At 68.4% G+C, this 26485-nt stretch carries 26 protein-coding genes; 12 read left to right on the top strand and 14 right to left on the bottom strand.

Annotated elements, in window-relative coordinates:
• From CFB49_RS21670 to CFB49_RS21645, 6 genes are all read left to right on the top strand, one after another.
• Complete coding sequence (locus CFB49_RS21670; RefSeq protein WP_069616433.1) at positions 1–1035, top strand: ABC transporter substrate-binding protein; 1035 nt, start codon at positions 1–3, stop codon at positions 1033–1035.
• A 4-nt stretch (positions 1036–1039) separates the two neighbouring features.
• Positions 1040–2134 carry an ABC transporter permease gene (locus CFB49_RS21665; RefSeq protein WP_089492267.1) on the top strand — a complete coding sequence of 365 codons (1095 nt, stop codon included), beginning with the start codon at positions 1040–1042 and terminating at the stop codon, positions 2132–2134.
• Positions 2128–2949, top strand: coding sequence for an ABC transporter ATP-binding protein (locus tag CFB49_RS21660; protein WP_069616431.1), 822 nt, complete (start codon positions 2128–2130; stop codon positions 2947–2949). Before CFB49_RS21665 ends, CFB49_RS21660 begins: the two co-directional genes overlap by 7 nt.
• A 50-nt stretch (positions 2950–2999) precedes the next feature.
• Positions 3000–4184: a c-type cytochrome gene (locus CFB49_RS21655; RefSeq protein ID WP_089492811.1), complete on the top strand. Its 1185-nt coding sequence runs from the start codon at positions 3000–3002 to the stop codon at positions 4182–4184.
• A gap of 33 nt (positions 4185–4217) precedes the next feature.
• The gene (locus tag CFB49_RS21650) at positions 4218–5171 is read left to right on the top strand and encodes an ABC transporter substrate-binding protein (protein WP_089492266.1); all 954 of its coding nucleotides are present in this window, start codon (positions 4218–4220) and stop codon (positions 5169–5171) included.
• Between the two features lie 87 nt (positions 5172–5258).
• The gene (locus CFB49_RS21645; RefSeq protein WP_069616593.1) at positions 5259–6125 is read left to right on the top strand and encodes an MOSC domain-containing protein; all 867 of its coding nucleotides are present in this window, start codon (positions 5259–5261) and stop codon (positions 6123–6125) included.
• A gap of 55 nt (positions 6126–6180) precedes the next feature.
• Here CFB49_RS21645 and CFB49_RS21640 read toward each other — a convergent pair whose 3' ends face one another.
• The 3 genes from CFB49_RS21640 to CFB49_RS21630 all read right to left on the bottom strand — a co-directional run bounded on the left by CFB49_RS21640 (position 6181) and on the right by CFB49_RS21630 (position 9714).
• Positions 6181–7599, bottom strand: a complete 1419-nt coding sequence (locus tag CFB49_RS21640; RefSeq protein WP_089492810.1) for a sensor histidine kinase — start codon at positions 7597–7599, stop codon at positions 6181–6183.
• A 79-nt stretch (positions 7600–7678) separates the two neighbouring features.
• Entirely contained in the window at positions 7679–8353 is a 675-nt protein-coding gene (locus CFB49_RS21635; RefSeq protein ID WP_069616428.1) for a response regulator, read from the bottom strand.
• A 125-nt stretch (positions 8354–8478) separates the two neighbouring features.
• Complete coding sequence (locus tag CFB49_RS21630) at positions 8479–9714, bottom strand: multidrug effflux MFS transporter (RefSeq protein ID WP_089492265.1); 1236 nt, start codon at positions 9712–9714, stop codon at positions 8479–8481.
• Between the two features lie 101 nt (positions 9715–9815).
• Here CFB49_RS21630 and pdxR point away from each other — a divergent pair, with 101 nt between their 5' ends.
• The 5 genes from pdxR to CFB49_RS21605 all read left to right on the top strand — a co-directional run bounded on the left by pdxR (position 9816) and on the right by CFB49_RS21605 (position 16782).
• The gene (gene pdxR, locus CFB49_RS21625) at positions 9816–11294 is read left to right on the top strand and encodes a MocR-like pyridoxine biosynthesis transcription factor PdxR (protein ID WP_089492264.1); all 1479 of its coding nucleotides are present in this window, start codon (positions 9816–9818) and stop codon (positions 11292–11294) included.
• Between the two features lie 191 nt (positions 11295–11485).
• The gene (locus CFB49_RS21620) at positions 11486–12586 is read left to right on the top strand and encodes an ABC transporter substrate-binding protein (protein ID WP_069616425.1); all 1101 of its coding nucleotides are present in this window, start codon (positions 11486–11488) and stop codon (positions 12584–12586) included.
• Between the two features lie 113 nt (positions 12587–12699).
• Positions 12700–14472, top strand: coding sequence for an ABC transporter permease (locus CFB49_RS21615; RefSeq protein WP_069616424.1), 1773 nt, complete (start codon positions 12700–12702; stop codon positions 14470–14472).
• Positions 14465–15532 carry an ABC transporter ATP-binding protein gene (locus tag CFB49_RS21610; RefSeq protein ID WP_089492263.1) on the top strand — a complete coding sequence of 356 codons (1068 nt, stop codon included), beginning with the start codon at positions 14465–14467 and terminating at the stop codon, positions 15530–15532. The genes CFB49_RS21615 and CFB49_RS21610 overlap by 8 nt, the downstream gene beginning before the upstream one ends.
• Before the next feature lie 158 nt (positions 15533–15690).
• Complete coding sequence (locus tag CFB49_RS21605) at positions 15691–16782, top strand: porin (RefSeq protein WP_089436375.1); 1092 nt, start codon at positions 15691–15693, stop codon at positions 16780–16782.
• Between the two features lie 178 nt (positions 16783–16960).
• Here CFB49_RS21605 and CFB49_RS21600 read toward each other — a convergent pair whose 3' ends face one another.
• From CFB49_RS21600 to CFB49_RS21585, 4 genes are all read right to left on the bottom strand, one after another.
• Complete coding sequence (locus CFB49_RS21600) at positions 16961–17536, bottom strand: PIN domain-containing protein (RefSeq protein WP_069616421.1); 576 nt, start codon at positions 17534–17536, stop codon at positions 16961–16963.
• Positions 17533–18000 carry a helix-turn-helix domain-containing protein gene (locus tag CFB49_RS21595; protein WP_089492262.1) on the bottom strand — a complete coding sequence of 156 codons (468 nt, stop codon included), beginning with the start codon at positions 17998–18000 and terminating at the stop codon, positions 17533–17535. Before CFB49_RS21595 ends, CFB49_RS21600 begins: the two co-directional genes overlap by 4 nt.
• Positions 18001–18187: 187 nt before the next feature.
• Positions 18188–19147 (bottom strand): quinone oxidoreductase family protein, encoded by a 960-nt coding sequence (locus CFB49_RS21590; protein ID WP_089492261.1) that lies wholly within the window; start codon positions 19145–19147, stop codon positions 18188–18190.
• Positions 19148–19178: 31 nt separating this feature from the next.
• Positions 19179–19430, bottom strand: coding sequence for a hypothetical protein (locus CFB49_RS21585; RefSeq protein ID WP_069616418.1), 252 nt, complete (start codon positions 19428–19430; stop codon positions 19179–19181).
• A 96-nt stretch (positions 19431–19526) separates the two neighbouring features.
• Between CFB49_RS21585 and CFB49_RS21580 the strand changes: the two genes are divergently transcribed.
• Positions 19527–20318 carry an AraC family transcriptional regulator gene (locus CFB49_RS21580; protein ID WP_069616417.1) on the top strand — a complete coding sequence of 264 codons (792 nt, stop codon included), beginning with the start codon at positions 19527–19529 and terminating at the stop codon, positions 20316–20318.
• Positions 20319–20393: 75 nt separating this feature from the next.
• Here CFB49_RS21580 and hpaI read toward each other — a convergent pair whose 3' ends face one another.
• The 7 genes from hpaI to CFB49_RS21545 all read right to left on the bottom strand — a co-directional run bounded on the left by hpaI (position 20394) and on the right by CFB49_RS21545 (position 26478).
• Positions 20394–21200, bottom strand: a complete 807-nt coding sequence (gene hpaI / locus CFB49_RS21575) for a 4-hydroxy-2-oxoheptanedioate aldolase (protein WP_089492260.1) — start codon at positions 21198–21200, stop codon at positions 20394–20396.
• Between the two features lie 12 nt (positions 21201–21212).
• Entirely contained in the window at positions 21213–22016 is an 804-nt protein-coding gene (gene hpaH, locus CFB49_RS21570) for a 2-oxo-hept-4-ene-1,7-dioate hydratase (RefSeq protein WP_069616415.1), read from the bottom strand.
• Positions 22017–22036: 20 nt separating this feature from the next.
• Positions 22037–22429, bottom strand: coding sequence for a 5-carboxymethyl-2-hydroxymuconate Delta-isomerase (locus CFB49_RS21565; protein ID WP_069616414.1), 393 nt, complete (start codon positions 22427–22429; stop codon positions 22037–22039).
• A gap of 44 nt (positions 22430–22473) precedes the next feature.
• Positions 22474–23322, bottom strand: a complete 849-nt coding sequence (gene hpaD / locus CFB49_RS21560; RefSeq protein ID WP_069616413.1) for a 3,4-dihydroxyphenylacetate 2,3-dioxygenase — start codon at positions 23320–23322, stop codon at positions 22474–22476.
• Between the two features lie 216 nt (positions 23323–23538).
• The gene (gene hpaE / locus CFB49_RS21555; protein WP_089492259.1) at positions 23539–25002 is read right to left on the bottom strand and encodes a 5-carboxymethyl-2-hydroxymuconate semialdehyde dehydrogenase; all 1464 of its coding nucleotides are present in this window, start codon (positions 25000–25002) and stop codon (positions 23539–23541) included.
• A gap of 25 nt (positions 25003–25027) precedes the next feature.
• The gene (locus tag CFB49_RS21550) at positions 25028–25792 is read right to left on the bottom strand and encodes a fumarylacetoacetate hydrolase family protein (RefSeq protein ID WP_089492258.1); all 765 of its coding nucleotides are present in this window, start codon (positions 25790–25792) and stop codon (positions 25028–25030) included.
• On the bottom strand, positions 25789–26478 hold the full coding sequence (locus CFB49_RS21545; protein ID WP_089492257.1) for a fumarylacetoacetate hydrolase family protein: 690 nt from the start codon (positions 26476–26478) through the stop codon (positions 25789–25791). The genes CFB49_RS21550 and CFB49_RS21545 overlap by 4 nt, the downstream gene beginning before the upstream one ends.
• Positions 26479–26485 lie beyond the last annotated feature (7 nt).

Raw genomic sequence — 26485 nt, 5'->3', positions numbered from 1 at the left:
ATGACCCAAACCACCGCATCCGCGCCTGCCGACGCACACGACGACCAACGCCGCCGCCTGCTGCGCGCGGCCGGCGCCGCCGCGCTCGCCGTGCCGGCGATCACGCTCGGCCGCAACGCGTGGTCCGCGCCGCCGCTGAAGAAACTCACGTTCGCGTGGAACCAGAACGCGTTCTGCCTGACGCCGATCGTCGTCGCGCAGGAGCGCGGCTTCTTCGAGAAGAACGGGCTGAAGGTCGAGCTGATCAACTACAGCGGCTCGACCGATCAACTGCTCGAATCGATCGCGACCGGCAAGGCCGATGCGGCGGTCGGGATGATCCATCGCTGGCTGAAGCCGCTCGAAGCCGGCTTCGACGTGAAGATCATCGGCAGCTCGCATGGCGGCTGCGTGCGGCTGCTCGGCGCGAAGGCGGCCGGCGTCACGACGCTGCAGGCGCTGAAGGGCAAGACGGTCGGCGTCAGCGATCTGGCCGCGCCCGGCAAGCACTTCTTCTCGATCCTGCTCGCGAAGAACGGCATCGATCCCGAGCGCGACATCACGTGGCGGCAGTATCCGGCCGACCTGCTCGGCGTCGCGGTCGATAAGGGCGAAATCCACGCGATCGCCGACGGCGACCCGAATCTCTATTTGCTCGAAAAGCGCAGCAACGGCGCGTATACCGAACTCGCGACCAACCTGTCCGGCGAATACGCGCGCAAGGTGTGCTGCGTGATCGGCGCGCGCGGCGACCTCGTGCGCAACGACCGGCCCGCCGCCGCCGCGCTCGCGCGCTCGATCGTGCAGGCCACCGAATACACGCACGACAACCCGAACGAAGCCGCAAAGGTGTTCGCGAAGTATTCGCCGAAGATCAGCCCCGAGGATCTGCGCAAGCTGTACGCGACGCTCACCTACACGCACCACCCGACCAACGTCGACCTGCAACAGGAAATCGCGTTCTACGCGGACGATTTCCGCCGCATCAGCGTGCTGAAGAAGAGCACGGACCCGCAGCGCTTCGCGCAGCAGGTCTATGCGAACGTACTGGGGTAACGCGATGTCGACGATCGAACACGCTTCCGCCGCACGCGCCGCATCGGCCCCGGCCGGCGACGTCAACGCTACCGCCACCGCGCGCGCAGCCTGCACGGCCTGCGAAGCCACGCTGGCCGCCGACGCGCGGCGCGCGCGCACCTGGCCGACCGGGATCGCCGCCGCATTCGCGTGGGCCGTGCTCGGCGCGCTCACGCAACTGTGGCCGAACCGGATCGTCGGCTTCAGCGACTGGGCGTACACCGACACGTTCGGCACGGCCGCGTGGACGGTCGCCGCGCTGCTGCTCGCCGCCGCGACGCTCGGCCATCTCGTTGCGGCAACCCGCACGCGGCTCGCACGGGTGCGCCCGGCCGGCCCGTGGCTCGTCGCGCTGCCGCTCGTGCTCGCCGCGTGGGAAATCGTCACCGCGAAAACCGGCTGGCTGCCGACGCCGTTCTTTGCGCCGCCGCAAGCGCTGATCGAGGTCTACGTCGACGACTGGCCGCGCCTCGCCGGCAGCGCCGGCAACACGCTGAAGCTGCTCGCGCTCGGGTTCGCGTACGGCGTCACGGTGGGCTTCGCAGTGGGCGTGTCGATCGGCTGGTCGCGCCGGATCGGCTACTGGGTGCATCCGGTGCTGCGTGTGCTCGGCCCCGTGCCGGCCACCGCGCTGCTCCCGCTCACGTTCTACTTCTTCCCGTCGAGCTATTCGGCCGCCGCGTTCCTGATCGCGCTGTCGACCGGCTTCCCGGTCGCCGTGCTGACGTGGTCGGGCGTCGCGAGCGTGAACCGGCAGTACTACGACGTCGCGCGCACGCTCGGCGCGAACGCGCGCTTCCTCGTGCTGCGCGTCGCGATTCCGGCCGCGCTGCCGCACGTGTTCGTCGGCATCTTCATGGGGCTGAGCGCGTCGTTCACGGTGCTGGTCGTCGCCGAGATGATGGGCGTCAAGTCGGGGCTCGGCTGGTATTTGAGCTGGGCGCAGGGCTGGGCGTCGTACGTGAACATGTATGCGGCGCTGCTCGTGATGGCGCTGCTGTTTTCCGGGCTGATCGCGCTGCTGTTCGCGGTGCGCGACCGCGTGCTCGCCTGGCAGAAAGGAACCGTCAAATGGTAAGCGCCGCCGCACTCGAATCGTCCGTTGCCACAGTTGCTGCGCCCGCCGTCACCGCGCCGCGCGGCGCACGCATCGACATCCGCCGCGTGAGCCATGCGTTCGACGGCCCCGGCGGCGCGCTGCCGGTGCTCGACGACGTGTCGCTGTCGGTCGCGGCCGGCGAATTCGTCGCGCTGCTCGGGCCCAGCGGTTGCGGGAAATCGACGCTGCTGCGGCTCGTCGCGGGGCTCGACGCCGCGCGGCAAGGGACGATCGCGCAGGACGGCACGCCGATCGAGCGCCCCGATCCGTCGCGCATCGTCGTGTTCCAGGACCCGACGCTGTACCCGTGGCGGCGCGTGCGCGCGAACGTCGCGCTCGGCCTCGAAGCGCGCGGCGTGGCGCGCACCGCGCAGCATCGCGTCGACGATGCGCTCGCGCGCGTCGGGCTGCAGGACTTCGCGAACGTGTTTCCGCATCAGTTGTCCGGCGGGATGGCGCAGCGCGTCGCACTCGCCCGCGCGCTCGTCAACGATCCGCGCCTGCTGATCCTCGACGAACCGCTCGGCAAGCTCGATTCGCTGACGCGGCTCACGATGCAGGCCGAGCTGACCGCACTGTGGCAACGCGACGGTTTCTCCGCGCTGCTCGTCACGCACGACGTGGAAGAGGCGCTGTTCCTCGCGCAGCGCGTGATCGTGTTCGGGCCGCGCCCGGCAAGGATCGTCGCCGAACTGCGCGTCGACCTGCCCTACCCGCGCCATCGCGGCGACCCGCGCCTCGCCGCATTGCGCCACGATGCGCTGCGGCATCTCGGGCTCGATGCGAGCTGGTAGATGCCGGGTAGCGTTCGACGTTTGGCCGCGGCATGCCGGAGACGCGCGCGATGAACGCGCCGCCGTTCGCCGACTGGGCCATCGCGTTCCTGCAACTGCTGTATCGCGCGCAGATCGCGTTGGCGCGGGTGCTGCACGCGATCGGCCTGACCGGCGACGCCGACGGCCAGCCCGCGTGGCCGTGGACACACCGCATCGCGCTCGAAACGCTGCGCATCGACGCGGGGCTCACGCGGCAGCTCGCGTTCGCCTGTGGCGTGACGGCACTGGCCGTCGTGCTCGCCTGTATCGCACTGGCTTCGCGCAAGTGGCGTGTCGCGTCGGCCATCGCCGCGCTCGCCGTCGCGTGGTTCGCGCCGTGGCCGCCCGCCTCGCTGTGGCTCGCGCCTGCCGTGGCGACGAGCTTCCAGCGCGATCCCGCGCCGTTTTCCGTATCGAACGTGATGCGCGGCGCGCACCTGTACACGCAACATTGCGCGGCCTGCCACGGCGCGGACGGCCGCGGCGAAGGGCCGCTCGCGGCCACGCTCGCGCACTGGCCGCCGACCTTCGCCGGCGCGCTGCTCGCGCGTCGCCTCGACGGCGAACTGTTCTGGCGCGTGCGTCACGGCACGCAGGACGAGCACGGCGCGTCGACGATGCCCGGCTTCGCGGCGACGCTCGGCCCGCAGGACACATGGGCCGTGCTCGACTACCTGAAAGCGCTGGCCGCCGGCAGCGGCGCGCAGGCGGAAGGCGCGTGGCCGGCGCCCGTCCCGCTGCCGGCCCTCGACGTGCGCTGCGGCGACGCCGCCCCTCAGGCGCTCGAGCGCTGGCGCGAAGGCCAGCGCGTGCGCGTCGTCGCGCTTGCGCCCGGCGCGACGCCACCGCCGGAAGACGCGCGCTGGCAGACCTTGCTCATCACCGAGCGCGGCGCATCCGTGCCAACGTCAGCCGGCGCGCGCGCGAACTGCGTCGCGACGACCGCCGACGCGTGGCTCGCGTTCGCGACGATCGCCGGCGTCGCGCCCGACGCACTCGGCGGCACGCAACTGCTCGCGGATCGGCGCGGCTGGCTGCGGGCGCGCGCGTTGCCGGGCAGCGCCGGCTGGTCGGATGCCGACCTGCTGTGCCGCTCGGATACGGCGGCGGTCCGGCCGTCCACGCCGGCCGCCCGCGGCGACGCACTGACCGCGCTGCTGCTGCGCGTCGACCAGGAACCCGTGCGCGACGTCCAGGCCGGGCTCCCGCATTGAATCCCAGAACCCCTTCTTCAACCGAACTTCACGATGAATCCGACCCGACGCCACTTCCTCGCGCAGGCGAGCGCCCTTGCCACGATCGCCGCCGCGCCGGCCGCCGTGCGCGCGCAATCGGGCGCCCGCCCGCTGCTGCGCGCCGGCGACCAGAAAGGCGGACTGCGCGCGCTGCTCGAAGCGGCCGGCGAACTGAACGGCCTCGCGTACGACATCGCGTGGACCGAATTCCCGGCCGCCGCGCCGCTCGCGGAAGCGCTGAACGCGGCCGCCGTCGACTGCGGGCCGATCGGCGACGCGCCGGTGATCTTCGCGCTCGCATCGGGCGCCCGCATCAAGGTGATCGGCGCGAACCGTTCCGATCCGTACGGCACGGCCGTGCTCGTGCAGCCCGACGCCGCGCTGAAAGGCGCGGCCGACCTGAAGGGCAAGCGCATCGGCACCACGCGCGGCTCGATCGGCCATTTCGTCACGCTGAAGGCGCTCGACGCGGCCGGCCTGCCGCCCGATGCCGTGTCGTTCCGCTTCCTGCCGCCGGCCGATACGATGCTGGCGCTCGCCACCGGTTCGATCGACGCGTGGGCGACCTGGGAGCCCTATACGGCGCTCGCCGAAACGAGCGGCCGCGCACGCGTGCTGGTCAACGGCCGCGGGCTGTGGTCGGGCCTCAGCTATCTCGCGGCGACCGACGCGGCGATCGCATCGAAGCGCGACGTACTGCACGATTTCCTGCGGCGCGTCGTGCGCGCGCAGGCCTGGTCGTACCGGCACGTCGACGCGTATTCGGCCGCGCTCGCACGCATCATCGGCATTCCGCCGGCGGCCGCGAAGCTGCAGTTCGAGCGCCGCGGCACGCGCTGGCGGCCGATCGACGCAGAGGTGATCGCCGAACAGCAGCGCACCGCCGACTTCTACCTGAAGGCCGGGCTGCTGCGCCAGCCGCTCGACGTGCGCACGACCTTCGACACGGGCTTCCCGCTTGCGTGACGGGTGGTGGCCGCGCCCGGCCGCGCAAACGACTCGGGCATGATCTGGCACAATCGCGATTCGACCATCCCGCCTTCAGCCAGCGTCATGCCAGCCATCACCGAACTCTTCGTCTACCCGATCAAATCCTGCGCCGGCATCGCGCTGCCGCGTGCGCAACTGCTCGAAACGGGCCTCGCGTACGACCGCCACTGGCTGATCACGGATCCGCACGGGCAGATGCTGACGCAGCGTACGCACCCGCGCCTCGCGCTGATCCGTCCGGCGCTCGACAACGACGCGCTCGTGCTGAACGCGCCAGGCATGCCGGCCATCCGCACGCCGCTCGACGGGGATGCGACGCCCGCCACGCCGACGATGGCCGCGACCGTGTGGCGCGACACCGTCGACGCGATCGACACGGGCGCCGACACGGCCGCGTGGCTCACGGAATTCCTCGGCATGCCGACGAAGCTCGCGCGCTTCGGCCCCGACGCGCGCCGCCGCTGCAACCGCCAATGGACCGGCGAGATCGATACGCATACGCAATTCTCGGATGCCTATCCGCTGCTCGTGATCGGCCAGTCGTCGCTCGACGACCTGAATGCGCGGCTCGCCGCGAAAGGCGCGCCGGCGATCCCGATGAACCGCTTCCGTCCGAACATCGTCGTGTCGGATCTCGACGCATACGAAGAGGATTTCGTCGAGCACCTCGACACCGACGGCGACACGCCGGTGCGACTGCGGCTCGTGAAGCTGTGCACGCGCTGCCCGGTGCCGACGATCGACCAGGCCACCGGCGCGCCCGATCCCGCATGGCCGCACGAACCGACCGACACGATGCAGACCTATCGCGCGAACCCGAACTACGACGGCGCGCTGACGTTCGGCATCAATGCGATCGTCGTCGAAGGCGCGGGCGCGTGGCTCGAAGTCGGGCAGCCGGTCGAAGCGGAGATCGGGTTCGGCGACTGAGCCGCAGCCGGACAGCGCCGCCCGTTCCCTTCGCGTGCCGTATCGCCACGCGCCGTCACGCGGCGCGCGGCATCGCGTCGCTCGCCGCCGGCAGCCGGATCGTCACGATCAGCCCGCCGCCCGCCGCGTCGGTCAACGTCACGCTGCCCTGATGCACGCGCGCGATCTCGCGCACGATCGACAGTCCGAGCCCCGTGCCTTCGACCGTCTGCGTCTTGCTGCCGCGATGGAAGCGCTCGAACACCGCGTCGCGTTCGTCGGCCGGAATGCCCGGACCGTTGTCGATCACGTCGAGCCGCGCGTCCGCGCCGTCGCGCGACACGCGCACCGTGATCACCGCATGGTCGCCCGCATAACGGATCGCGTTGTCGATCAGGTTGCCGATCATCTCGCCGAGCAAGTCGGACTGCCCGAGCACGTCGACATCGGCCTCGTGCTCGAAACCGAGATCGATGCCGCGCGCGCGTGCGACGGGCGACCAGTCCAGCGTCACGCTGCGCGCGAGCCGATGCAGCGCGACCGGCTTGTGCGCGACCGCATGACCGCTGTCCGAATCGAGCCGCGACAACGACAGCAGTTGCTGGACGATCTTCGCGGCCTGCCGCACCGCGCCGTTTGCGCGCCGCAGGTGCACGTTCGCGCGCGGCTGCTCGTCGGGCCGCAACGCAAGCTCGACGCCCGCCTGCACGGCCGCGAGCGGCGTCTTCAACTGATGGGCCGCATCGGCGAAGAAGCGGCGCCGCGCCACCTGCATCCGCTGCGTGCGACCGATGTACTGGTTGATCGAATCGACGAGCGGCGTGAGTTCGCTCGGCATCGCGCCCGTGTCGAGCGGCGTCGTGTCGTCCTCGCTGCGCGCGGCGACCGTCGCCGACAGCCGGTTCAGCGGCCGCAGCCCGCGCCCGACGCCGAGCCACACGATCCCGAGCGCCAGCACGACGAGCAGCCCTTCCTGCAGCAGCGACCCGATCAGGATCTCGCGCGCGAGCGCCTGACGCGCCTCGATCGTCTCGCCGACCATCACCCACACGATGCGCGACTGCGCGGTCGGCACGTCGTGCACGGGAATACGCAACGCGGCCATCCGCAATTGCTCGCCGCGATACACGACGTCGTAGTAGCGCGTGACGAACAGCGCGCCGTCGCCCGCGTCGCGGCCATGCGGCAGCGGTAGATCGGGATAGCCGGTGACCGTGCGGCCGTTGTCCTCGCGGATCAGGTAGTAGATCTTGCCGCCGTCGCTCGATTCGAGCATTTCGAGCGCGAGATACGGCAAGTCGACCTCGATCTCGCCGGCGTTGAGCCGCACGCCTTCGCGAATCGACTTCAGCGACGACGACAGCGTGCGGTCGAACGCGACGTGCGCGGCGCTCATCGCGCGCTGGTACGTGAGCCACGAGTCGAGCGCGAGCAGCCCGAGCAGCGGCAGCAGCAGCCACAGCGCGACCTGCGCGCGCAGGTTCGGGCGGGTCATCATCCGGCTTGCCGAGCCGTCCGAGGCGACGCATGCGCCCGCGCCGGGGACAGCGAATGACGGTGAGCGCGAAGGCGGATCATGCTTCCGCCTTCGCTTCGAGCAGATAGCCGAGCCCGCGCAGCGTGACGATCGCGACGCCCGAGTTCTCCAGCTTCTTGCGCAGCCGGTACACGTAGATCTCGATCGCATCGGCGTTGACCGACTCGTCGAGCCCGAAGATCTTCTCCGACAGCGTGTCCTTGTTGATCGCGCGGCCGTTGCGCAGGATCAGCACCTCGAGCACCGAGCGCTCGCGCGGCGTGAGCGACAGCGGCTCGCCCGCGAGATGAAAGCCGCGGTCGATACTGTCGTACGAAAGCGGCCCGCATTCGACGCGCGAATGTTCGTGGCCGAGGCTGCGCCGGATCAGCGCGCGGGCACGCGCCTCCAGTTCGGTCAATTCGAACGGCTTCGCGAGATAGTCGTCGGCGCCGAGGTCGAGCCCCTTCACGCGGTCCTCGACCGACCCGTGCGCGGTGAGGATCAGCACCGGCACCGGGTTGCGACGGGCGCGCAGCCGCCGCAGCACCTCCAGCCCGTCGAGCTTCGGCAGTCCGAGATCGAGGATCACCAGCGCGTAATCCTGCGTGCGCAGCACGTGGTCCGCCGCCTCGCCGTCGGCCATGTGATCGACCGCGAAGCGCGCGGCGCTCAGCGCGTCGTTCAGCGACTGGGCCAGGTTCGGGTTGTCTTCGACGAGCAGCACGCGCATGGGGATTCCGGTAAGGTCAGCGACAGCCCGCTACATTACATGATCCTTTCCGTCTCCACGCCTCGCGCAAACACGGGTTGCGCGGGTGCCGCGAACCCGCCGCGGGCGGTGCCGGCGGCTGCCGCTCAGCGCTCGGCAGCCGGACGGTTGCGCGCCGCGATGCGCGCATCGCCGGTCACGCGCCGCTCGCGAAAACCGGCCACCACCGCGACGAACGCGATACTCGCGCCCGCCGTGACGACGATCATCGGGCGCGCGGTGCCGTCCGACAGCCATGCCAGCACGCCGCCGCACGCGGCCGTGATCGCCATCTGGATAAAGAAGAACAGCCCCGACGCCGTGCCGGCGATCCTCGTGTAGGGCTGCATCACCGCGAACTGGCAGGCCGGAATCGCGATCCCGACCGCGATCATCACGACGAACATCGGTGCGACGAGGGCCGTCACCGAGGTCGGGGCGATCGCGCCGCCGATCCCCAGCACGGCGGCGCCGACCAGATTGACGGCCGCCGCCGCCGCGATGACCGAATCGGCTGACCAGCGCGCGCTGATCCGCGCGAACATATTCGACCCGACCAGATAGCCGAGCACCGTCACGCCGAAGATCGCCGCATAGACCGGTCCGGACACGCCGATTTGCCGCTGGAACAGCGTCGACGATTCCGCGATGAACGGATAGTACGTGCAGTAAGCGCAGCTGATCGCGAGCGAATAGCGCAGGAAGCGCCGCTCGCGCAACAGGCCGGCATAGGTCCGCAGCAGCCCGGCGCCGGCTGGCGGCCGCGCATCGCATTCGCGCGTCTCGGGCAGGTAGCGCCGCACCATCGCGGTCGCGACCAGCCCGCCGGCCGCCAGCCAGCCGAACACGCCACGCCAGCCGAGCCACTCGGCAATCGCGCTGCCGGCCAGCGGCGCGACCACCGGCGACAACGCCATGCCGGCCGAAATATGGCCGAGCATCGTGGCCTGCGTCGCGGCCGGAAAGCGCTCGCGCACGATCACGCGGCCGATCACGGTGCCGCTGCAGCCGCCCAGCGCCTGGAACATGCGCGCGACGATCAGCGCAGGGATGCTCGTCGACCATGCGCATGCGACGCTCGCGACGACGTACACGCACAGGCCGCCGAGCAGCACCGGACGTCGGCCGTAGCGGTCGGACAGCGGCCCCGACACCAGCATCGACAGCGCATAGCCGACCATGTACAGCGTCAGCGTGAGCTGCAACTGTGAGTCAGTGCCGTGCAGCGCGTCCGCCATCGCGGGCAGCGACGGCAGGTACGCATCGATCGTGACGCGCGGCAGGCACACCACGAGCATCAGCAGGAACAGCCAGCCCCATCGGGGTAACGAGCGCGTCTTCATGCGGTGAGTCCGTTTCGGTCAGGATGGTTGGGGCGACAGCAATCTAAGGCGAAAGTGATATAAGCTGAAGGACCATTAAATCGACCGTTGACTGGACCACTATGCCGCGAGGCAAAGCCGCGATCCCGCTGGACCTGCCGCGCCCCGCTGGGCTGTCGGGCGGCAGCCCGCAGTCGAAGCAGGAATGCATCGCCGATACGATTCGCGACGCGATCCTGAAACGTCTGCTGCCCGCCGACAGCCCGCTGCCATCGAGCCGGACGCTGGCCGCGCGCTGGGACGTCGCGCGCGGCACCGTCGAAGCGGCATACGACATCCTGTGCGCCGAGGGCTACATCGCTCGCGCTCAAGGGTCCGGCACGCGGGTCTGCGCGGTGGTGCCGGACAGTTATCTGCGCGCGGCCGCGCAGTCGCGCGGCGGCAGCCCGCTCCACGCCGCCGCCTCCCCCGCGCCGGCAGCGGCGGCCGAACCCGAGCACGGCGTGCGTCCGGGCGTCCCGTTCGTCGCGCGGCTCGCCGATCCCGGCCTGCTGCCGATGCAGCAATGGAAGAAGGCGCTCGGCGCCAGCCTGCTTGCCGCGACGGCCGACGAGCTCGGCGCGACGCCGGCCCAAGGCGTCGAAAGCCTGCGCGCGGAAATTGCCGCGTACCTGCGGGAATACCGCGGCATCCCGTGCGGGGCCGGCGACATCGTCATCACGACCGGCATCCGCCACGCGATCGATCTCGTCGCGCGCACGCTGCTCGCGCCCGGCTCGACGGTGCTGATGGAGGATCCCGGCTATGCGTCGGCGTGGCAGATCTTCACGATCGCGGGCGCGACCGTGATCGACGTGCCGGTCGATCGGGAAGGCATCGACACCGCATCGCTGGACCGCCATCCCGATGCGCGTGCCGCGTATGTGACCCCGGCCCATCAGGCGCCGCTCGGCGTCACGATGTCGGTCTCGCGCCGGCTCGAGCTGCTCGACTGGGCGCAGCGCAACCGCACGTGGATCATCGAGGACGACTACGACGGCGAATTCAGCTACCAGACCGCCCCGCTGCCCGCGCTGAAATCGCTCGATGCGTGCGATCGCGTGATCTACTGCGGGTCGTTCAACAAGACGCTGTTTTCCGGACTGCGCATCGGCTTCATGATCGTGCCGGCGGCACTGCGCCCGGCGCTGTCCGCCGTGTGGCACGCGACCGCGCGCTCGGTCGGCGTCGCGCCGCAGCTCGCGCTCGCGCGCTTCATCGGACACGGCGATTTCGCGAAGCACCTGCGCGCCGCGCGTCACGCGTACCGTCAGCGGCGCGACATCGTGCTCGACCAGTTGGTGAAGCATGCCGGCGGCCGGTACACGGTGTCCGGCGAGCACGCGGGCTTTCATTTCGTGCTGTGGCTGCCGCCCGGTATCGATGACGCTGCGTACGTCTCGCAAGCCCGCGCGGCCGGCGTCGAGTTGCAGCCGATCCGCGGCTTCTGTCGAAGCGCCCGGTGCGAAGCGGGCGTCGTCGTCGGATATGCCGCGCTGACGGCCGCGCACGCGCGGCATGGCGGCCGCCTCCTCGGACAACTGCTGGCCGCGTCCGCGTAGCCGGCAACCTCGCCCCTCTCCCTTTCGAGCCCTGCCGCGCCCCGCGAAACCCGCGGCCGGCGCCGCGCCGACCTCGGGAAATCCATGACACGAATGGCATGATTGCGAACGGAAATGAAAGCGGGCTGAAAGTGCCTCGCACTTAACATCCGCGTCACTCGAACAACATCGACGCATCACTGGAGGAAGACATGCCGTTTGCACCGAAGCACCTCGCCGCCGCGCTGGCGGTCGTTCTGGGCGCTGCCGCCGGCAGCGCCGCCGCGCAGGTTCCGGCCGGCTACCCGGGGAACTACCAGGGCGTGATCGACGCCGCGAAGAAAGAAGGCAAGCTGATCGTCTACTCGACGACCGACACGGGCCTCGTACGTCCGCTGATCAAGGACTTCGAAAGCCTGTACGGCGTGAAGGTCGAGTACAACGACATGAACAGCACCGAGCTGTACAACCGCTACATCAGCGAGAACGCGGCGAGCAGCACCAGTGCCGACGTGCTGTGGAGCTCCGCGATGGACCTGCAGGTCAAGCTCGTCAACGACGGCCTGATGGCGTCCTACGATTCGCCGGAAAGCCCGAACGTGCCGCAATGGGCGCAATACCAGAAGCAGGCGTACGGCACGACGTTCGAGCCGCTCGCGATCGTCTACAACAAGCGCCTGATCCCCGAGAACGAAGTGCCGACGACGCGCGCCGACCTGATCAAGCTGCTCACCACGCAGGCCGACAAGTTCAAGGGCAAGGTCACGACCTACGACATCGAGAAATCGGGCGTCGGCTTCAACTACCTGACCCAGGACGCGCACGTGAACGAGAAGGTCACGTGGGAACTCGTGAAGGCGATCGGCGCGACCGGCCCGAAGCTGCAGTCGAGCACGGGCGCGATGATGGAGCGCATCTCGTCGGGCGAGAACCTGATCGGCTACAACATCATCGGCTCGTATGCGTACGCGAAGGCGAAGAAGGACAAGTCGATCGGCTACGTGTTTCCGAAGGACTACACACAGGTCGTGAGCCGCCTCGCCACCGTGTCGAAGAAGGCGAAAAACCCGAACGCCGCGAAGCTGTGGGTCGACTACCTGCTGTCCAAGCGCGGCCAGACGCTGATCGCGAACCAGGCGAACCTGTATGCGATCCGCGCGGACGTGACCGGCGAGACGTCGGCCGCGAGCCTCACGAAGGAACTCGGCGATTCGCTGAAGCCGATCCAGATCGGCACCGGCCTGCTCGTCTATCTCGACCAGTCGAAGCGCCTCGCGTTCCTGAAGCAATGGCAGCAGGCGATCAAGCGCTGATGCGCTGATCGGCTTCGGCTGACCCAGGCCGCCCGCCGCCCGTCGCGCGGGCGGCTCCTTCTCCTCACCGACTTCCTTGAGGCGGCCATCCGGATGGCCGCAGGGGCGAACTCATGCTTTCAACCAGCACACGCGGCACGGCACCGGCCGCGCCACCCGCCGCCGGCCCGCGCGACGCCATTCCCGCGCTGCCGGTCAGCCGCCTGCAGCCGCTCGCCGGCATGCTGCGCTGGATCGTCGTCGCGGTACTGACCGTCGCGGTCGCGCTGCCGCTCGGCTTCATCCTGTTCCAGAGCCTGCTGTCCGCGCCGTTCTTCGACGCGAACAAGACGCTCGGCATCGACGGCTTCCGCTTCATCTTCAGCGATCCCGATTTCTGGTCGGCCGTGAAGAACTCGTTCATCATCGCCGGCGGGATGCTGTTCATCTCGATCCCGCTCGGCGGCATCCTCGCGTTCCTGATGGTGCGCACCGACCTGCCCGGCCGCCGCTGGCTCGAACCGCTGCTGCTCACGCCGGTGTTCGTGTCGCCGATGGTGCTCGCGTTCGGCTACGTGGTCGCGGCCGGCCCGGTCGGCTTCTACTCGGTATGGTTCAAGGAACTGTTCGGGGCGCAGAACGTGCCCTGGAACGTGTATTCGATCTTCGCGATCACGGTGATCGTCGGCCTCACGCACGTGCCGCACGTGTACCTGTATTCGTCGGCCGCACTGCGCAACCTCGGCTCGGACGTCGAGGAAGCCGCACGCGTGACCGGCGCCCGTCCGTTCCGCGTCGCGCTCGACGTGAGCCTGCCGATGACGATGCCCGCGCTGCTGTTCGCCGGCGTGCTGGTGTTCTTCCTCGGCTTCGAGGTGTTCGGGCTGCCGCTCGTGCTCGGCGACCCGGAAGGCCACCTCGTGCTCGCGACCTACCTGTACAAGCTGACCAACAAGCTCGGCGTGCCGTCGTATCACCTGATGGCCGCGGTCGCCGTGTGCATCGTCGCGATCACGTTCCCGCTCGTGCTGCTGCAGCGCCGCCTGCTGAAGACGGCGAACCGCTTCGTCACGGTGAAGGGCAAGGCCGGCCGCGCGACGGTGCTGCCGCTCGGCGTGTGGCGCTGGGTCGCGCTCGCGATCGTCGCGCTGTGGCTGATGCTGACTGTGATCGTGCCGATCTCGGGCATCGTGCTGCGCGCGTTCGTGACCAACTGGGGCGAAGGCGTCGCGCTCGCCGAAGTGCTGACGCTGTCGAACTTCATCGAGCTGTTCGAGCAGGACAACCTGGTGCGCGCGATCGTCAACACGCTCGGCATCGGCGTGATCGGCGGCGCGCTCGCGATCGGCTTCTACTCGCTCGTCGCGTTTGCCGGCCACCGCCGCCCCGACTGGGCGACCAGGCTGCTCGACTACCTCGTGCTGCTGCCGCGCGCGGTGCCGGGGCTCCTCGCCGGTCTCGCGTTCCTGTGGATCTTCCTGTTCGTGCCGGGCCTCCGCGAGCTGAAGAACTCGATGTGGAGCATCTGGATCGCGTACACGGTCGTGTGGCTCGCGTACGGGATGCGGCTGATCCAGAGCGCGCTGCTGCAGGTCGGCCCCGAACTCGAGGAAGCCGGCCGCAGCGTCGGCGCGACGCGCAGCCGCGTGTCGCTCGACGTGACGTTGCCGCTCGTGCGCTTCGGCCTGCTCGCCGCGTGGCTGCTGATCTTCATGATCTTCGAGCGCGAATACTCGACCGCCGTCTACCTGCTGTCGCCCGGCACCGAAGTGATCGGCGCGCTGCTCGTGTCGCTGTGGGCGACCGGCGCCGTCGACCAGGTCGCCGCGCTCTCTGTCATCAACATCGCGATGGTCGGCGCCGGTCTCGGCGTGGCCCTGCGCTTCGGAGTGAAACTTCATGGATAAGCTCATCGTCGACGATCTGCACCTCAGCTACGGCGCCAACCCGATCCTCAAGGGCGTGTCGTTCGAACTGAAGGCCGGCGAAGTCGTGTGCCTGCTCGGCGCGTCGGGCAGCGGCAAAACCACGCTGCTGCGCGCGGTGGCCGGCCTCGAACAGCCGTCCGACGGACGCATCCAGCTCGACGAGCGCGTGTTCTTCGACGGCGCGCAACGCATCGACCTGCCCGTCGAACAGCGTTCGCTCGGCCTCGTGTTCCAGTCGTACGCGCTGTGGCCGCACCGCACCGTCGCCGACAACGTCGGCTACGGCCTCAAGCTGCGCCGCGTCGCGCCGGCCGAACAGAAGCGCCGCGTGCAGACCGCGCTCGACCAGCTCGGCCTCGGCCACCTCGCCGAGCGCTTTCCGCATCAATTGTCGGGCGGCCAGCAGCAGCGTGTCGCGATCGCCCGCGCGCTCGTCTACAACCCGCCGGTGATTTTGCTCGACGAGCCGCTGTCGAACCTCGACGCGAAGCTGCGCGAGGAAGCGCGTGCGTGGCTGCGCGAGCTGATCGTGTCGCTCGGGCTGTCGGCGCTGTGCGTGACGCACGACCAGACCGAGGCGATGGCGATGTCCGACCGCATCCTGCTGCTGCGCAACGGCCGCATCGAGCAGGAAGGCACGCCGGCCGAGCTGTACGGTGCGCCGCGCTCGCTGTACACCGCCGAGTTCATGGGCAGCAACAACCGGATCGACGCGCGCGTCGCCGCGATCGACGGCGAATGCGTGACGCTCGCCGGCGACGGCTGGGAGTTGCGCGCCATCGCCCGCGACACGCTCGCACCGGGCCAGGACGCCCAGGCCGTGATCCGTCTCGAACGCGTGCAGGTCGCCGACGGCCCGGGCGCGAACCGGCTGCAGGCCGACCTCGTCACGTCGATGTATCTCGGCGACCGCTGGGAATACCTGTTCCATTGCGGCGACATGCGCCTGCGCGCGTTCGGTCATGTGCCGCGCGCGGCCGGCAAGCACTGGATCGAATTCCCGACCAACGACTGCTGGGCGTTCGCGAAAGCGGGCTGACCCGACCGCGGCGGCTCACGCGCCGCCGCGCATGCAGTCAAGCGCGCATCCCTTTGCGACTCGCATCGGCGGACGCTTCCTCGCGTCCGCCGATGGCGCGCTGCGTACCTGTTTTCTGTTTCACCTCACCCAAAACAAACCAAGGAGACACCGTCAAAATGAAGTCACGCGCAGAACGTTCGATTCGAACAGTAGTCCTCACCGGTTCGGCCGCGGCAGCCTGTCTCGCCGCGCCGGCCGCGCACGCGCAGTCGTCGGTCACGATATACGGGATCATGGACGCCGGCATCGAATACACGAACCATGCGGCGCCGGATGGCGGCAATTCGTTCAAGCTGAAGTCGGGCAACAAGAACACGTCGCGCTGGGGCTTGCGCGGTGTCGAGGATCTCGGCGGCGGGTTGAAGGCGGTGTTCCGCCTCGAAAGCGGGATCGATCTCGCGAACGGCGCGTCCGACGACGGCCCCGACTCGATCTTCGCGCGCCGTGCGACGGTGGGCCTGAAAGGCAAATGGGGTGAGCTGACGCTTGGCCGCAACTTCACCGTCACATACGACTACATGCTGCCGTTCGACCCGATGGGTTACGCGCAGAACTACTCGTGGGCGACGTCGTCGATGGCGACCGGCGGCCGCAAGGACGGCCTGTTCACGCGCTCGTCGAACGCGGTGCGCTACGACGGCGAATTCAGCGGCTTCAAGTTCGGCGCGCTGTACGGTTTCGGCAACGTGCCGGGCAGCGTGAAGACCAGCTCCAAGTACGATTTCGCGATCGGATACGAGACGGGGCCGTTCGCCGCCGTCGTCACGTTCGACCGGCAGAACGGCGCGGCCGACAGCGTCACGCCGGCCGATACCGTCAACTATATCCAGGGCATCCATGCGGGCCTGAGCTACGACTTCGGCAACCTGAAAACGATGGCCGGCTATCGCAATTACAAGCGCACCTTCCGCACCGCGGCGGCGAACCAGTTGAGCGACATGGTCTGGCTCGGCGGGTCGTACCAGTTCACGCCGACGTTCTCGCTGATCGCGGCCGTCTATCACCAGAACATCAAGGGCGGCACGGATGCCGATCCGACGCTGGTGTCGGTGCGCGCGCAGTACGCGCTGTCGAAGCGCACGGTGCTGTATGCAGCCGGTGCGTTTGCGATCGCGAAGCACGACCAGAAAGTCGGCGTGTCGCGCGATTTCAACGGGTACGGCACCACGCAGGTCGGGGTAACGGCGGGGATCCAGCAGCGGTTCTGACCGTTGCGACGTGACGGCAAGCGGAGGACGGCACAAGCGTTTCGGGAGCGCGTCGTCATCCGCTTCGTCGAATGTCGGGGCACGGCACGAGCGACCGAAGAAACATGTTGAAACTGAAACAGATGCGCGAGCAACGTGCCGGCGATTCGCTGAGCACGCGAACGCGATGGCGGCTCGTTCAGAGAATCGCCCGGTAAGCTTCGAGCGCCTTGCAGGTCTGAACCATCCCCTGCCGCTGCAGGATGTCGAGGTAACGATCCACCATCACCGGAGGATGCTTGAGCATTTCGCGTTGTCGCCGTGCTGCGGCGACAACCGCAGCCGGCTCGAGATCGAAGAGATTGTCGACGAACACGTCGGGATGCTGCGCCTCCACCCCGTACGCCGACAACACTTCGTCGGGAAAGTCCTTCTGGTTGAACGTCACGATCACACTGGCGTTGCAGCGGATCGCGGCGGCCAGTACATGCCGATCAGCGGCATCCGGCAACGTCAGGCCCTCGATCAACGCTTCGTACCCGGTCACCAACGCATCAGGTATCGCCCGATCCATCAGACTCGCGGTACGGTCGAGTTGCGCGGCACTGAGGTCCGCGCGCTTGCGCAGCAGATTCCGTTTCCATTCGTTGTGGATATCGATACTCCAGCGAGCCCTGAAACATCCGCTCAATGCAAGCCACATCAGGAAATCGCGCAGCGGTGCCGGGTACAGCACGCAGGCATCATAGACCGCCGTGAATGGCGAACTCGTCATTCGTAGCCCATCCCGAACGCCTGCGCTTGCCGACTCAACTCTTCCATCGCACTGGTGCTCGCCTGATCGCGTTCGGTCTTGTAACGCATCAGATCGGAAAAGCGCACACGACGGTGCTTGCCAGTCTTGTGATATGGCAGCGCCTTCAATTCGAGCAGCTTGATCAGGTGTGGACGGGACACATTGAGCAGGTCGGCTGCTTCCTGCGTGGTCAGTTCCGCGTGAACGGGTACGACCTTGACCGCATTGCCGTCTGCGAGCTCCGCGAGGATGTCGACCAGCAGACGCAGTGCAGAAGTCGGAAGCTCGACCTGATGCGCACGATTCTCGTCATCGAAAATCTGGATGCGCTGTATTTCCGTTCGCGTGGCCAGATAAGCCGCCAGCGCACGCTGTCCTTCGACCGCCGCCTGCACCTCCCGCTCCACCGGCAAAATCGTATCGGACATCGAGGTATGGGGCATCGCGCACTCCCAAGCAGGTTCTCAAATGCGCCATCTTATTCGAAATAAACGAAATTCGCAATAAACGAAAATCGATGCGACCCTTATAAGATCGCCGAACCTCGATATCAGTCAATACGCGCCGTCACTCGGCTTCTGGCCCTTACTCTTGGCGGGCGACGATCACTGCACGCCGATGCGCCGCTCACTAGCCGCGCATCGTGAACACCAAACGTACGACGCTGCTCGTATCGCTCCAATGTTCGCCGACCGCCGACAGCGGCACCGTGCGCGTGTCGATCGTGAGGCCTGCCTCACCGGCCGCTTCGAATACGCCGCGCACCGACGCCAGCAAGCGCGGCAACGACACGCTGCCGATCCCGCTGCCCATCAGTTCGATCGCGGTGGCCCGCAGCACGGCGCCGGGCACCAGCACGTCCGCGCCGCCGATCGAGCCGATCTGCACGAAACGCAGCCGCCGTCCGCCGGGTGTCGCTTTCGCGGCCGCGCCGAGCAGTGTCTGCGCGCTGGCGCCCCACAGATAATCGAGCACGACATCCACGCCCGCGCGGAAATGCGGTTCCAGCGCCCGCGCCAGATCGGCGTCGTCCTGCTGCAGCGACACGACGGCGTCCGCGCCGGCCTTCAGCAACGCCTGCAACGCGGCCGCGTTGCGGCCCGTCGCGATCACCTTCACCGCGCCGAGATGCTTCGCGATCCGCACCGCGAGCCGCCCCGACGTGCCCGTTGCGCCGTTGACGAGCACAGTCTCGCCCGCGACGAGCCGCGCACGTTCGGTCAGCGCCGCCCACGACGACATCCCCGGAATCGCGATCGCCGCGGCGGTGACATCGTCGAGCGTGTCCGGCAGCGGCACGCACTGCGTATCGGGCACGATCGTGCGTTCGGCCATCGCCCCGAACGGCACCGGGGCGCCGAAGAAGTAGACGCGCCGGCCATCGTCGAGACGCCCCACGCCGTCGACACCGACGACGAACGGATAACCGCCAACGGAGGAATAATGCGTCCCCGCCGCACGTCCCTGCGCGATGCGGCTCAGCGCGGACGCCGTCACGTCGATCAGGCGGTGGCCCGGCATCGCGCGCGGCGGTTCGAACGCCGTATAAACCGGGCGCTGTCCAGCGCCTTCAACGACTGCTGCTTTCATGCTGGTTCCTTCAATTCTGGAGAAAGGGCCTTTACCGGGCATCGAGCCACGCGCGCAGCGCGGGATCGCGTACTTCCAGCACGTCGAACAGGCCGAGCGCGCGCAGTGCTGGCAACGCATCGATCGCATCGGCCTCCGCGCGCGCCCGCTCCTCCGGCGCGGCGTTCGGGTCGATCAATACACGCGCATTGACCAGAAACGCACCAACGGTGCCCTTGCGAATCGTCGTACCGCCGGCATCGATCCGGTCGGCATGGTCGGGAAGCATCTGTTCGGCTCGCATCGCGTCTTACTCCGGTTGTCATCGATGGAATGCAGTGTAGGCGTGCGAAGCCGGCCAATCTCCGGTATAACAGCCATTCGATACCGATATCCGGCCATGTCCGATCCGCTCCTGCCCGCCCGCTTCGTCACGTCCGACGACGGCCCGTTCGTGGTCGCCGCCGTCCTGTCGCAACGCGACCCGCGCATCACCGCGCCGCATTCGCATGCGCGCGGCCAGCTCGTCGGCGCGCTGAGCGGGCTGGTGACGATCGGCCTCGACGACCAGGAATGGGTCGTACCGGCGATCCACGCGATCTGGATTCCGCCGCATTGCCGGCATTCGCTGCGCTCGTTCGGACCGATTTCGGGCTGGTCGGCGTTCGTCGCCGAAGCCCGCTGCGCGGCGCTGCCGGCGACGCCGCGCGCGATCCGCACGACGCCGCTGCTGCGCGAAGCCGTGCAGCGTGCGGCAAGCTGGGGGGATGCCGAACTGAATGCCGCGCAGACGCGGATCGCCGACGTGATCCTCGATGAAATCGCGGCATCGGAAGCCGAGGCGCTGGGGCTGGTCCGGCCGCGCGACCCGCGGCTCGTGAAGATCACCGATGCGCTGGCCGCGGATCTCGCGAACGACCGGCGGCTGGAGGAGTGGGCCGAATGGGCCGGCATCGGCGCGCGGACGATGAGTCGCCGCTTCGTCGCCGAGACGGGGCTGACGTTCGCGCAGTGGCGTCAGCAGGCGAGGCTGCTGCGGGCGCTGGAGCGCATTGCCGACGGCGTGCCGGTGACGACGATCGCGCTCGATCTCGGGTACGACAACGTGAGCGCGTTCATCGACATGTTCCGGCGTGCGCTGGGGACGACGCCGGGGAAATATATGGAGGCGGGAAGCCAAGCGCAGCGATAGGTGCGGCCATGCGCATGAATGAAGCCGCACGGCGAAAGGCCGGCGGTCGGCACACGAACACAGCCCGCCGCTGCATCAATACGTGCCGTCGCCCTTCTTCACGACATCACCGCCAATCCCCTTGAACTGCGCGGAAAGCCGCTCCGCGCTCCGTGCCAGCAGCGTCGTATCGACGCCGACCGCGACGAACAACGCGCCCGCTTCCAGATAGCGCCGCGCGGCTGCTTCATCCGCGCTCAGGATGCCCGGCGCCTTGCCGGCCGCCTTGATCGCGCGGATCGCGCCGTCGATCGCGGCCTGCACGTCCGGGTGCCCGGGGTGGCCGAGATGCCCGAGATCGGCCGCGAGATCGGCCGGCCCGATGAACACGCCGTCCACGCCGTCGACCCGCGCAATCGCGTCGACCGCATCGAGCCCCGCGCGCGTCTCGACCTGCACGAGCACGGCCATCTCGTCGTTCGCGCGATGCAGGTACTCCCCGACGCGATTCCATCGCGACGCGCGCGCGAGCGCACTACCGACGCCGCGCATCCCATGCGGCGGATAACGCGTCGCGGCCACCGCCACACGCGCTTCGTCCGCGCTCTGTACCATCGGCACGAGCAGCGTCTGCGCGCCGAGATCGAGCACCTGCTTGACGATCACCGGATCGTTCCACGGCACGCGCACGACCGGATGCGACGGATACGGCGCGATCGCCTGCAGTTGCGCGAGGATCGTCGGCACCGTATTCGGCGCATGCTCGCCGTCGATCAGCAGCCAGTCGAAACCGGCGCCCGCGACCACTTCGGCGCTGTACGGATTCGCGAGGCCGAGCCACAGGCCGATCTGCGCGTCGCCGCGTGCGAGCGCGGCCTTGAAGACATTCGACGGAATCTGCATCGTTCGCTCACCTCACTCGAAGTAGCACTGGATCGTCCCGAGCGGGCCGTAGTCGACGCTGAACGTATCGCCCGAACGCGCCGCGCACGGCCGCGTAAACGATCCGCCGAGCACGATCTGCCCCGGCTCCAGCGCGACGTCGAAGCGCGACAGCCGGTTCGCGAGCCATGCGACACCGTTCGCCGGATGGTTCAGCACGCCGGCCGCGACCCCGGTTTCCTCGACCACGCCGTTGCGCGACATGATCGCCGCGACCCACCGCAAATCGACGTCCTGCGGGCGCACCGGCCGGCCGCCGATCACGACGCCCGCGTTCGCCGCGTTGTCGGCGATCGTGTCGAACACCTTGCGCGGCCGTTTCGTGTCGGGGTCGATCGACTGGCTGCGCGCGTCGATGATCTCGAGCGCCGGCACGACGTAATCGACCGCGTCGTACACGTCGAAGATCGTGCAGTTCGGGCCGGCGAGCCGCTTGCCGAGCACGAACGCGAGCTCGACCTCGACGCGCGGCACGATGAAGCGGCCGGTCGGGATCGTGCCGCCGTCGGCGAAGAACATGTCGTCGAGCAGCGCGCCGTAGTCGGGTTCGTCGATCTGCGACGTGTTCTGCATCGCCTTCGACGTCAGGCCGATCTTGTGCCCCTTCAGCGTGCGGCCTTCCGCGAGCTTGAGGGTCACCCACGCGCGCTGGATCGCATACGCGTCGTCGATCGTGATGTCGGGATGGTCGAGCGAGATCTGGCGGATCTGCGTGCGTGCGCGCTCGGCGTCGTGCAGACGGTGCGCGAGCTGGTCGATGATGGCGGGTTCGAGCATGATCGGATCGGGAATGGGGTTCAGCCGGCCCGCTTGTAGCGGGCGTGGATGTTGTTGTGCTTGTACGAGCCGCTTTCGCTGAACTCGGTCAGCTCCATCGACAACGCGAGGCTGCGTTTCGCGTACAACTCGGCGAAATGGGCCTTGATCGCGTCGAACAGCGCGTCGCATGCGGCTTTCTTCGTTTCGTCGCTGCGGCCTGCGCCGATCTTCAGCGTCACGTGGACGAACGCGTCGTCCTCCGTGCCGTCGGCGACGCAGTAGTCGTGCAGCTCGATCGCGCGCGAACGGATGCCGCCGGTGGGGAACACGCCGCCCTGCGCGATCAGCGTCGCGTTGATCGTGCGCAGCAGCGCGGGAATGCGTGCGTCGTCGCGGATGTTCGCGGTGTATTCGACGACGATGTGTGGCATGGCAACGCTCCAGTCGGTTTCGAAGGCATGGTGGACGGCAACGCTCAGGGCAACGGGAAGATCGCGTTGATCTGCCCGGTGCCCGAGCTCGCGAAATAGTCGGTGACGATCTCGACGGGCTGGTCGTAACGATCCCAGCCGAGCAGCCCGAGCAGCATCGCCGTGTCGTGCATCCCGCCTTCGCCGTGGCAATGCACGTTGTATTCGGGCAGCATCGCGCAAAAGGTCTTGAAATCGCCCTGCTTCCACAGCTCGACCACGCGCAGGTCGACCTGCCGGAAGAATTCGCGGCTGATCTGGTGGATCGATTCCTCGGGGCTGCCGTTGTCGTTGAAGCGGTGCGACAGCGACCCGCTCGCGAGGAACGCGACGTTCGAATCGCTCTTCTCGATCGCCTCGAGCAGCGCCTCGCCGAAGCGCCGGCTTTCGTCGAGCGTGTGCCACATGCACCAGCCCGCGATCGACACGACCTTGAAATGCTGGTCGCCGTTCATGTAGCGCATCGGCACGAGCGTGCCGTATTCGAGTTCGAGGCTGTCGATCTCGTGCGCACGCGTCGCGACGCCGCGCTCGGTGGCCGTTTCCGCGATCAGCCGGCCGAGCGCCGGGTTGCCCGGATACGCGTACTGCATGTCGCGGATGAAATGCGGCAGCTCGTTGCTCGTATAGGTGCCGGCGAACCGCGCATTGCAGTTCACGTGATAACCCGCGTTGACGAGCCAGTGCACGTCCGACACGACGATCGTGTCGACGCCGAGCGCGCGGCAGCGTTCGCCGATCAGCCGGTGGCCGCGGATCGCCGCATCACGGCAGCCGTGATGCTTGCCGGGCAGTTCCGACAGGTACATCGACGGCACGTGCGTGATCTTCGCGGCGAGGGACAGTTTGCCCATCGTTCAAGTCTCCTGTCGACCGGAGTTAGCGCTTTAGCGGTTACTCCGGTCCCATGCTTCGCGGTCGACCGGAGTTAGCGCTTTAGCGGTTACTCCGGTCCCATGCTTCGCGGTCAACCGGAGTTGGCGCTTTAGCGGTTACTCCAGTCCCATGCTTGTTGGCCGGCGTGCCGGCCAAGGAATCGTTCGTTCTTGCGGCGCCACGGCCCGCGCCCTTCAAACGCCCCAGCGAGGAATGTGATGCGAACCCATCGAGATGCACACGTTCTTGATCTCCGCGAACACCTCGAAACTGTACTCGCCGCCCTCGCGCCCGGTGCCCGATTCCTTCACGCCGCCGAACGGCTGGCGCAGGTCGCGCACGTTCTGGCTGTTCACGAACACCATCCCGGCCTCGATGCCGCGCGCGAGCCGATGCACCTTGCCGACGTCCTGCGTCCAGATGTACGACGCGAGGCCGTACGCCGTGTCGTTCGCGAGCCGCAGCCCTTCGTCTTCGTCCTCGAACGGGATGATGCACGCGACCGGCCCGAAGATCTCTTCCTGCGCGATGCGCATCCGGTTGTCGACGTCGGCGAATACGGTCGGCCGCACGAAGTTGCCGTGGCGCAGATGATCGGGCAGCCCGGCCGGCTTGTCCGCGCCGCCCGCGACCACGCGCGCGCCTTCCTGCTCGCCGATGCGGATATAGCCCGTCACCTTCTCCCAGTGCTGGCGCGTGATCATCGCGCCAAGGTTGGTGGCCGGATCGGTCGGATCGCCGACCACCAGGTTGTTCGCGCGGCGGGCGAATTCCTGCACGAAGCGGTCGTAGATCGTGCGCTGCACGAAGATCCGCGAGCCGGCGGTGCAGCGTTCCCCGTTGATCGAGAAGATCGTGAACAGCGATGCGTCGAGCGCGCGGTCGAAGTCGGCGTCGTCGAAGATCAGCACCGGCGACTTGCCGCCGAGCTCCATCGAATACTTCTTGAGGCCCGCGCGCTCCATGATCCGCTTGCCGGTGACGGTGCCGCCGGTAAACGACACCGCGCGCACGTCAGGATGCCGCACGAGCGCGTCGCCGGCCGTCGCGCCGTAACCCTGCACGACGTTCAGCACACCGGGCGGGATGCCGGCTTCGAGCGCGAGCCGGCCGAGCTGGTCGGCCGTCAGCGGCGACAGCTCGGACATCTTCAGCACGGCCGTGTTGCCGAGCGCGAGACACGGCGCCGTCTTCCACGTGGCCGTCATGAACGGCACGTTCCACGGCGACACCAGCGCGCACACGCCGACCGGCTGGTACAGCGTGTAGTTCAGCATCTGGTCGTCGACCGGATAGGTACGGCCGTTCATCTGCACGCACACTTCCGCGAAGAAGTTGAAATTCTCGGACGCGCGCGGAATCAGCTGCTTGCTCGTCTGCGCGATCGGCAGGCCGGTGTCCTGCGTCTCCAGCGCCGCGAGCATCGGCACGTTCTTCTCGATCAGTTCGCCGAGCTTGCGCATCAGCTTCGCGCGCTCCTTCGCCGGCGTGTTCGCCCATTTCGGGAACGCATCCTTCGCCGCGCGCACGGCCGCGTCGACCTCGGCCTCGCCGCCCGACGCGACGTCGGTGATGACGTCGCCCGTCGCCGGGTTCAGCGTCGTGAAGGTGTCGCGGCTCTCCACTTCGCGGCCGCCGATCCAGTGCTTGATGGTCATGTGCTCTCCTTCGTTGGCGACGGCCTCAACCGGCGCGATAGTAGTCCGCTTCGCCGACGATCGTGTTCACGAGCCGGCCGATCCCTTCGATTTCGGTCACGACCTCGTCGCCCGGCTGCGTGTCCGCCAGCCCCTCGGGCGTGCCGGTCAGGATCAGGTCGCCCGGCGAGAGCGTCATGAAGCTGCTGATGTGCTCGATCAGCGCCGGCACGTCGAACACCATGTCGCGCGTGCTGCCGCGCTGCGTCTCCCGGCCGTTCACGGTCGTGCGCAGCGTCAGGTCGCGCGCGTCGCCGATCTCGTCGCGGCTGACGAACCACGGCCCGAGCGGCGTGCAGGTGTCGCGGTTCTTCACGCGCAGGTTCGGCCGGTAATAGTTCTCGAGATAGTCGCGGATCGCGTAGTCGTTCGCGACCGTATAGCCGGCCACGTAGTCGATTGCCTGCGCACGGCGCACGTGGCGCGCGGGCCGGCCGATCACGACGGCCAGCTCGCACTCGTAGTGCATGTGCGCGGCGTCCGCCGGGCGCACGGTCAGCGACCGGTGGCCGACGAACGTGTTCGGCCCCTTCAGGAAGATCAGCGGCTCGCTCGGCGCGTTGAACGCGAGTTCCTTCGCATGGTCGGCGTAGTTCAGGCCGAGCGCGAACGTCGTGCGCGGCGCGACGGGCGGCAGCCACACTACGGCCTCCTCGGCCACCACGCGCCCCGTATCGATGCGGATCGCGCCGCCGCCGGCCGGTTCGGCCGCATGCAGTGCGCCGTTGTAGATCACGCGCGCCGTCTTCATCGTGCCTCCTCCGCCGTCAGCGTATGCCGCAGCGTGCCGATCCCGGCCGCGGCGATCTCGATCGTGCTGCCTGCGCGGGCATGCGGTGCGCCGCCCGCGACGCCGAGCAGCAGCACGTCGCCCGCGTCGAACGACATGAAGGCCGTCACGTCGGCGATCAGCTCGCGCACCGGGCGAATCAGCGTCGCGGTCGACGCGGACGCGCCCACCTTGCCGTCGATCCGCACCGTCAGCCCGATCGCGTCGACATCGGCGAGCGCGGCGGCCGGCACGATCGCCGGGCCGAGCGGACAAAAGCCGTCACGGCACTCGAAGCGCACGGCCGGACGGTAGTAATCCGGATGCGGCACCGACACGTCGCTCGCGAGCGTGAAGCCGTGCACGTAGTCGAGCGCACGCGCGGCCGCCACGCGCGTCGCGCGACGCGCGAACACGACGGCCACCGACGCGCCGATTTCCAGCGCGTCGACGCCGGCCGGCACGACGACGGCGGCGCCGTCGGCCGCGTGCGTGTTGGCGGATTTGATGTACAGGATCGGCGCCTGCGGCGGCCGGCCGTAAGGCGGTGCGTTCACCGCATCGCCGAGCGCGGCGAGCGCCGCGCGCTCGTTGAGCAGCGCACCGTAGACGGTACCGATGGCGACCGGCAACGGCGGCGCCGCGGCGGTCGTGCAAGACAGCTCCATGCGTCAT

It is taken from the genome of Burkholderia sp. AU17457 (genome assembly GCF_002223255.1).
Taxonomy (GTDB): domain Bacteria; phylum Pseudomonadota; class Gammaproteobacteria; order Burkholderiales; family Burkholderiaceae; genus Burkholderia; species Burkholderia sola.
The sequence above is the reverse complement of the archived record's forward strand: the minus strand, read 5'-3'. Positions and strand labels throughout refer to the sequence as shown.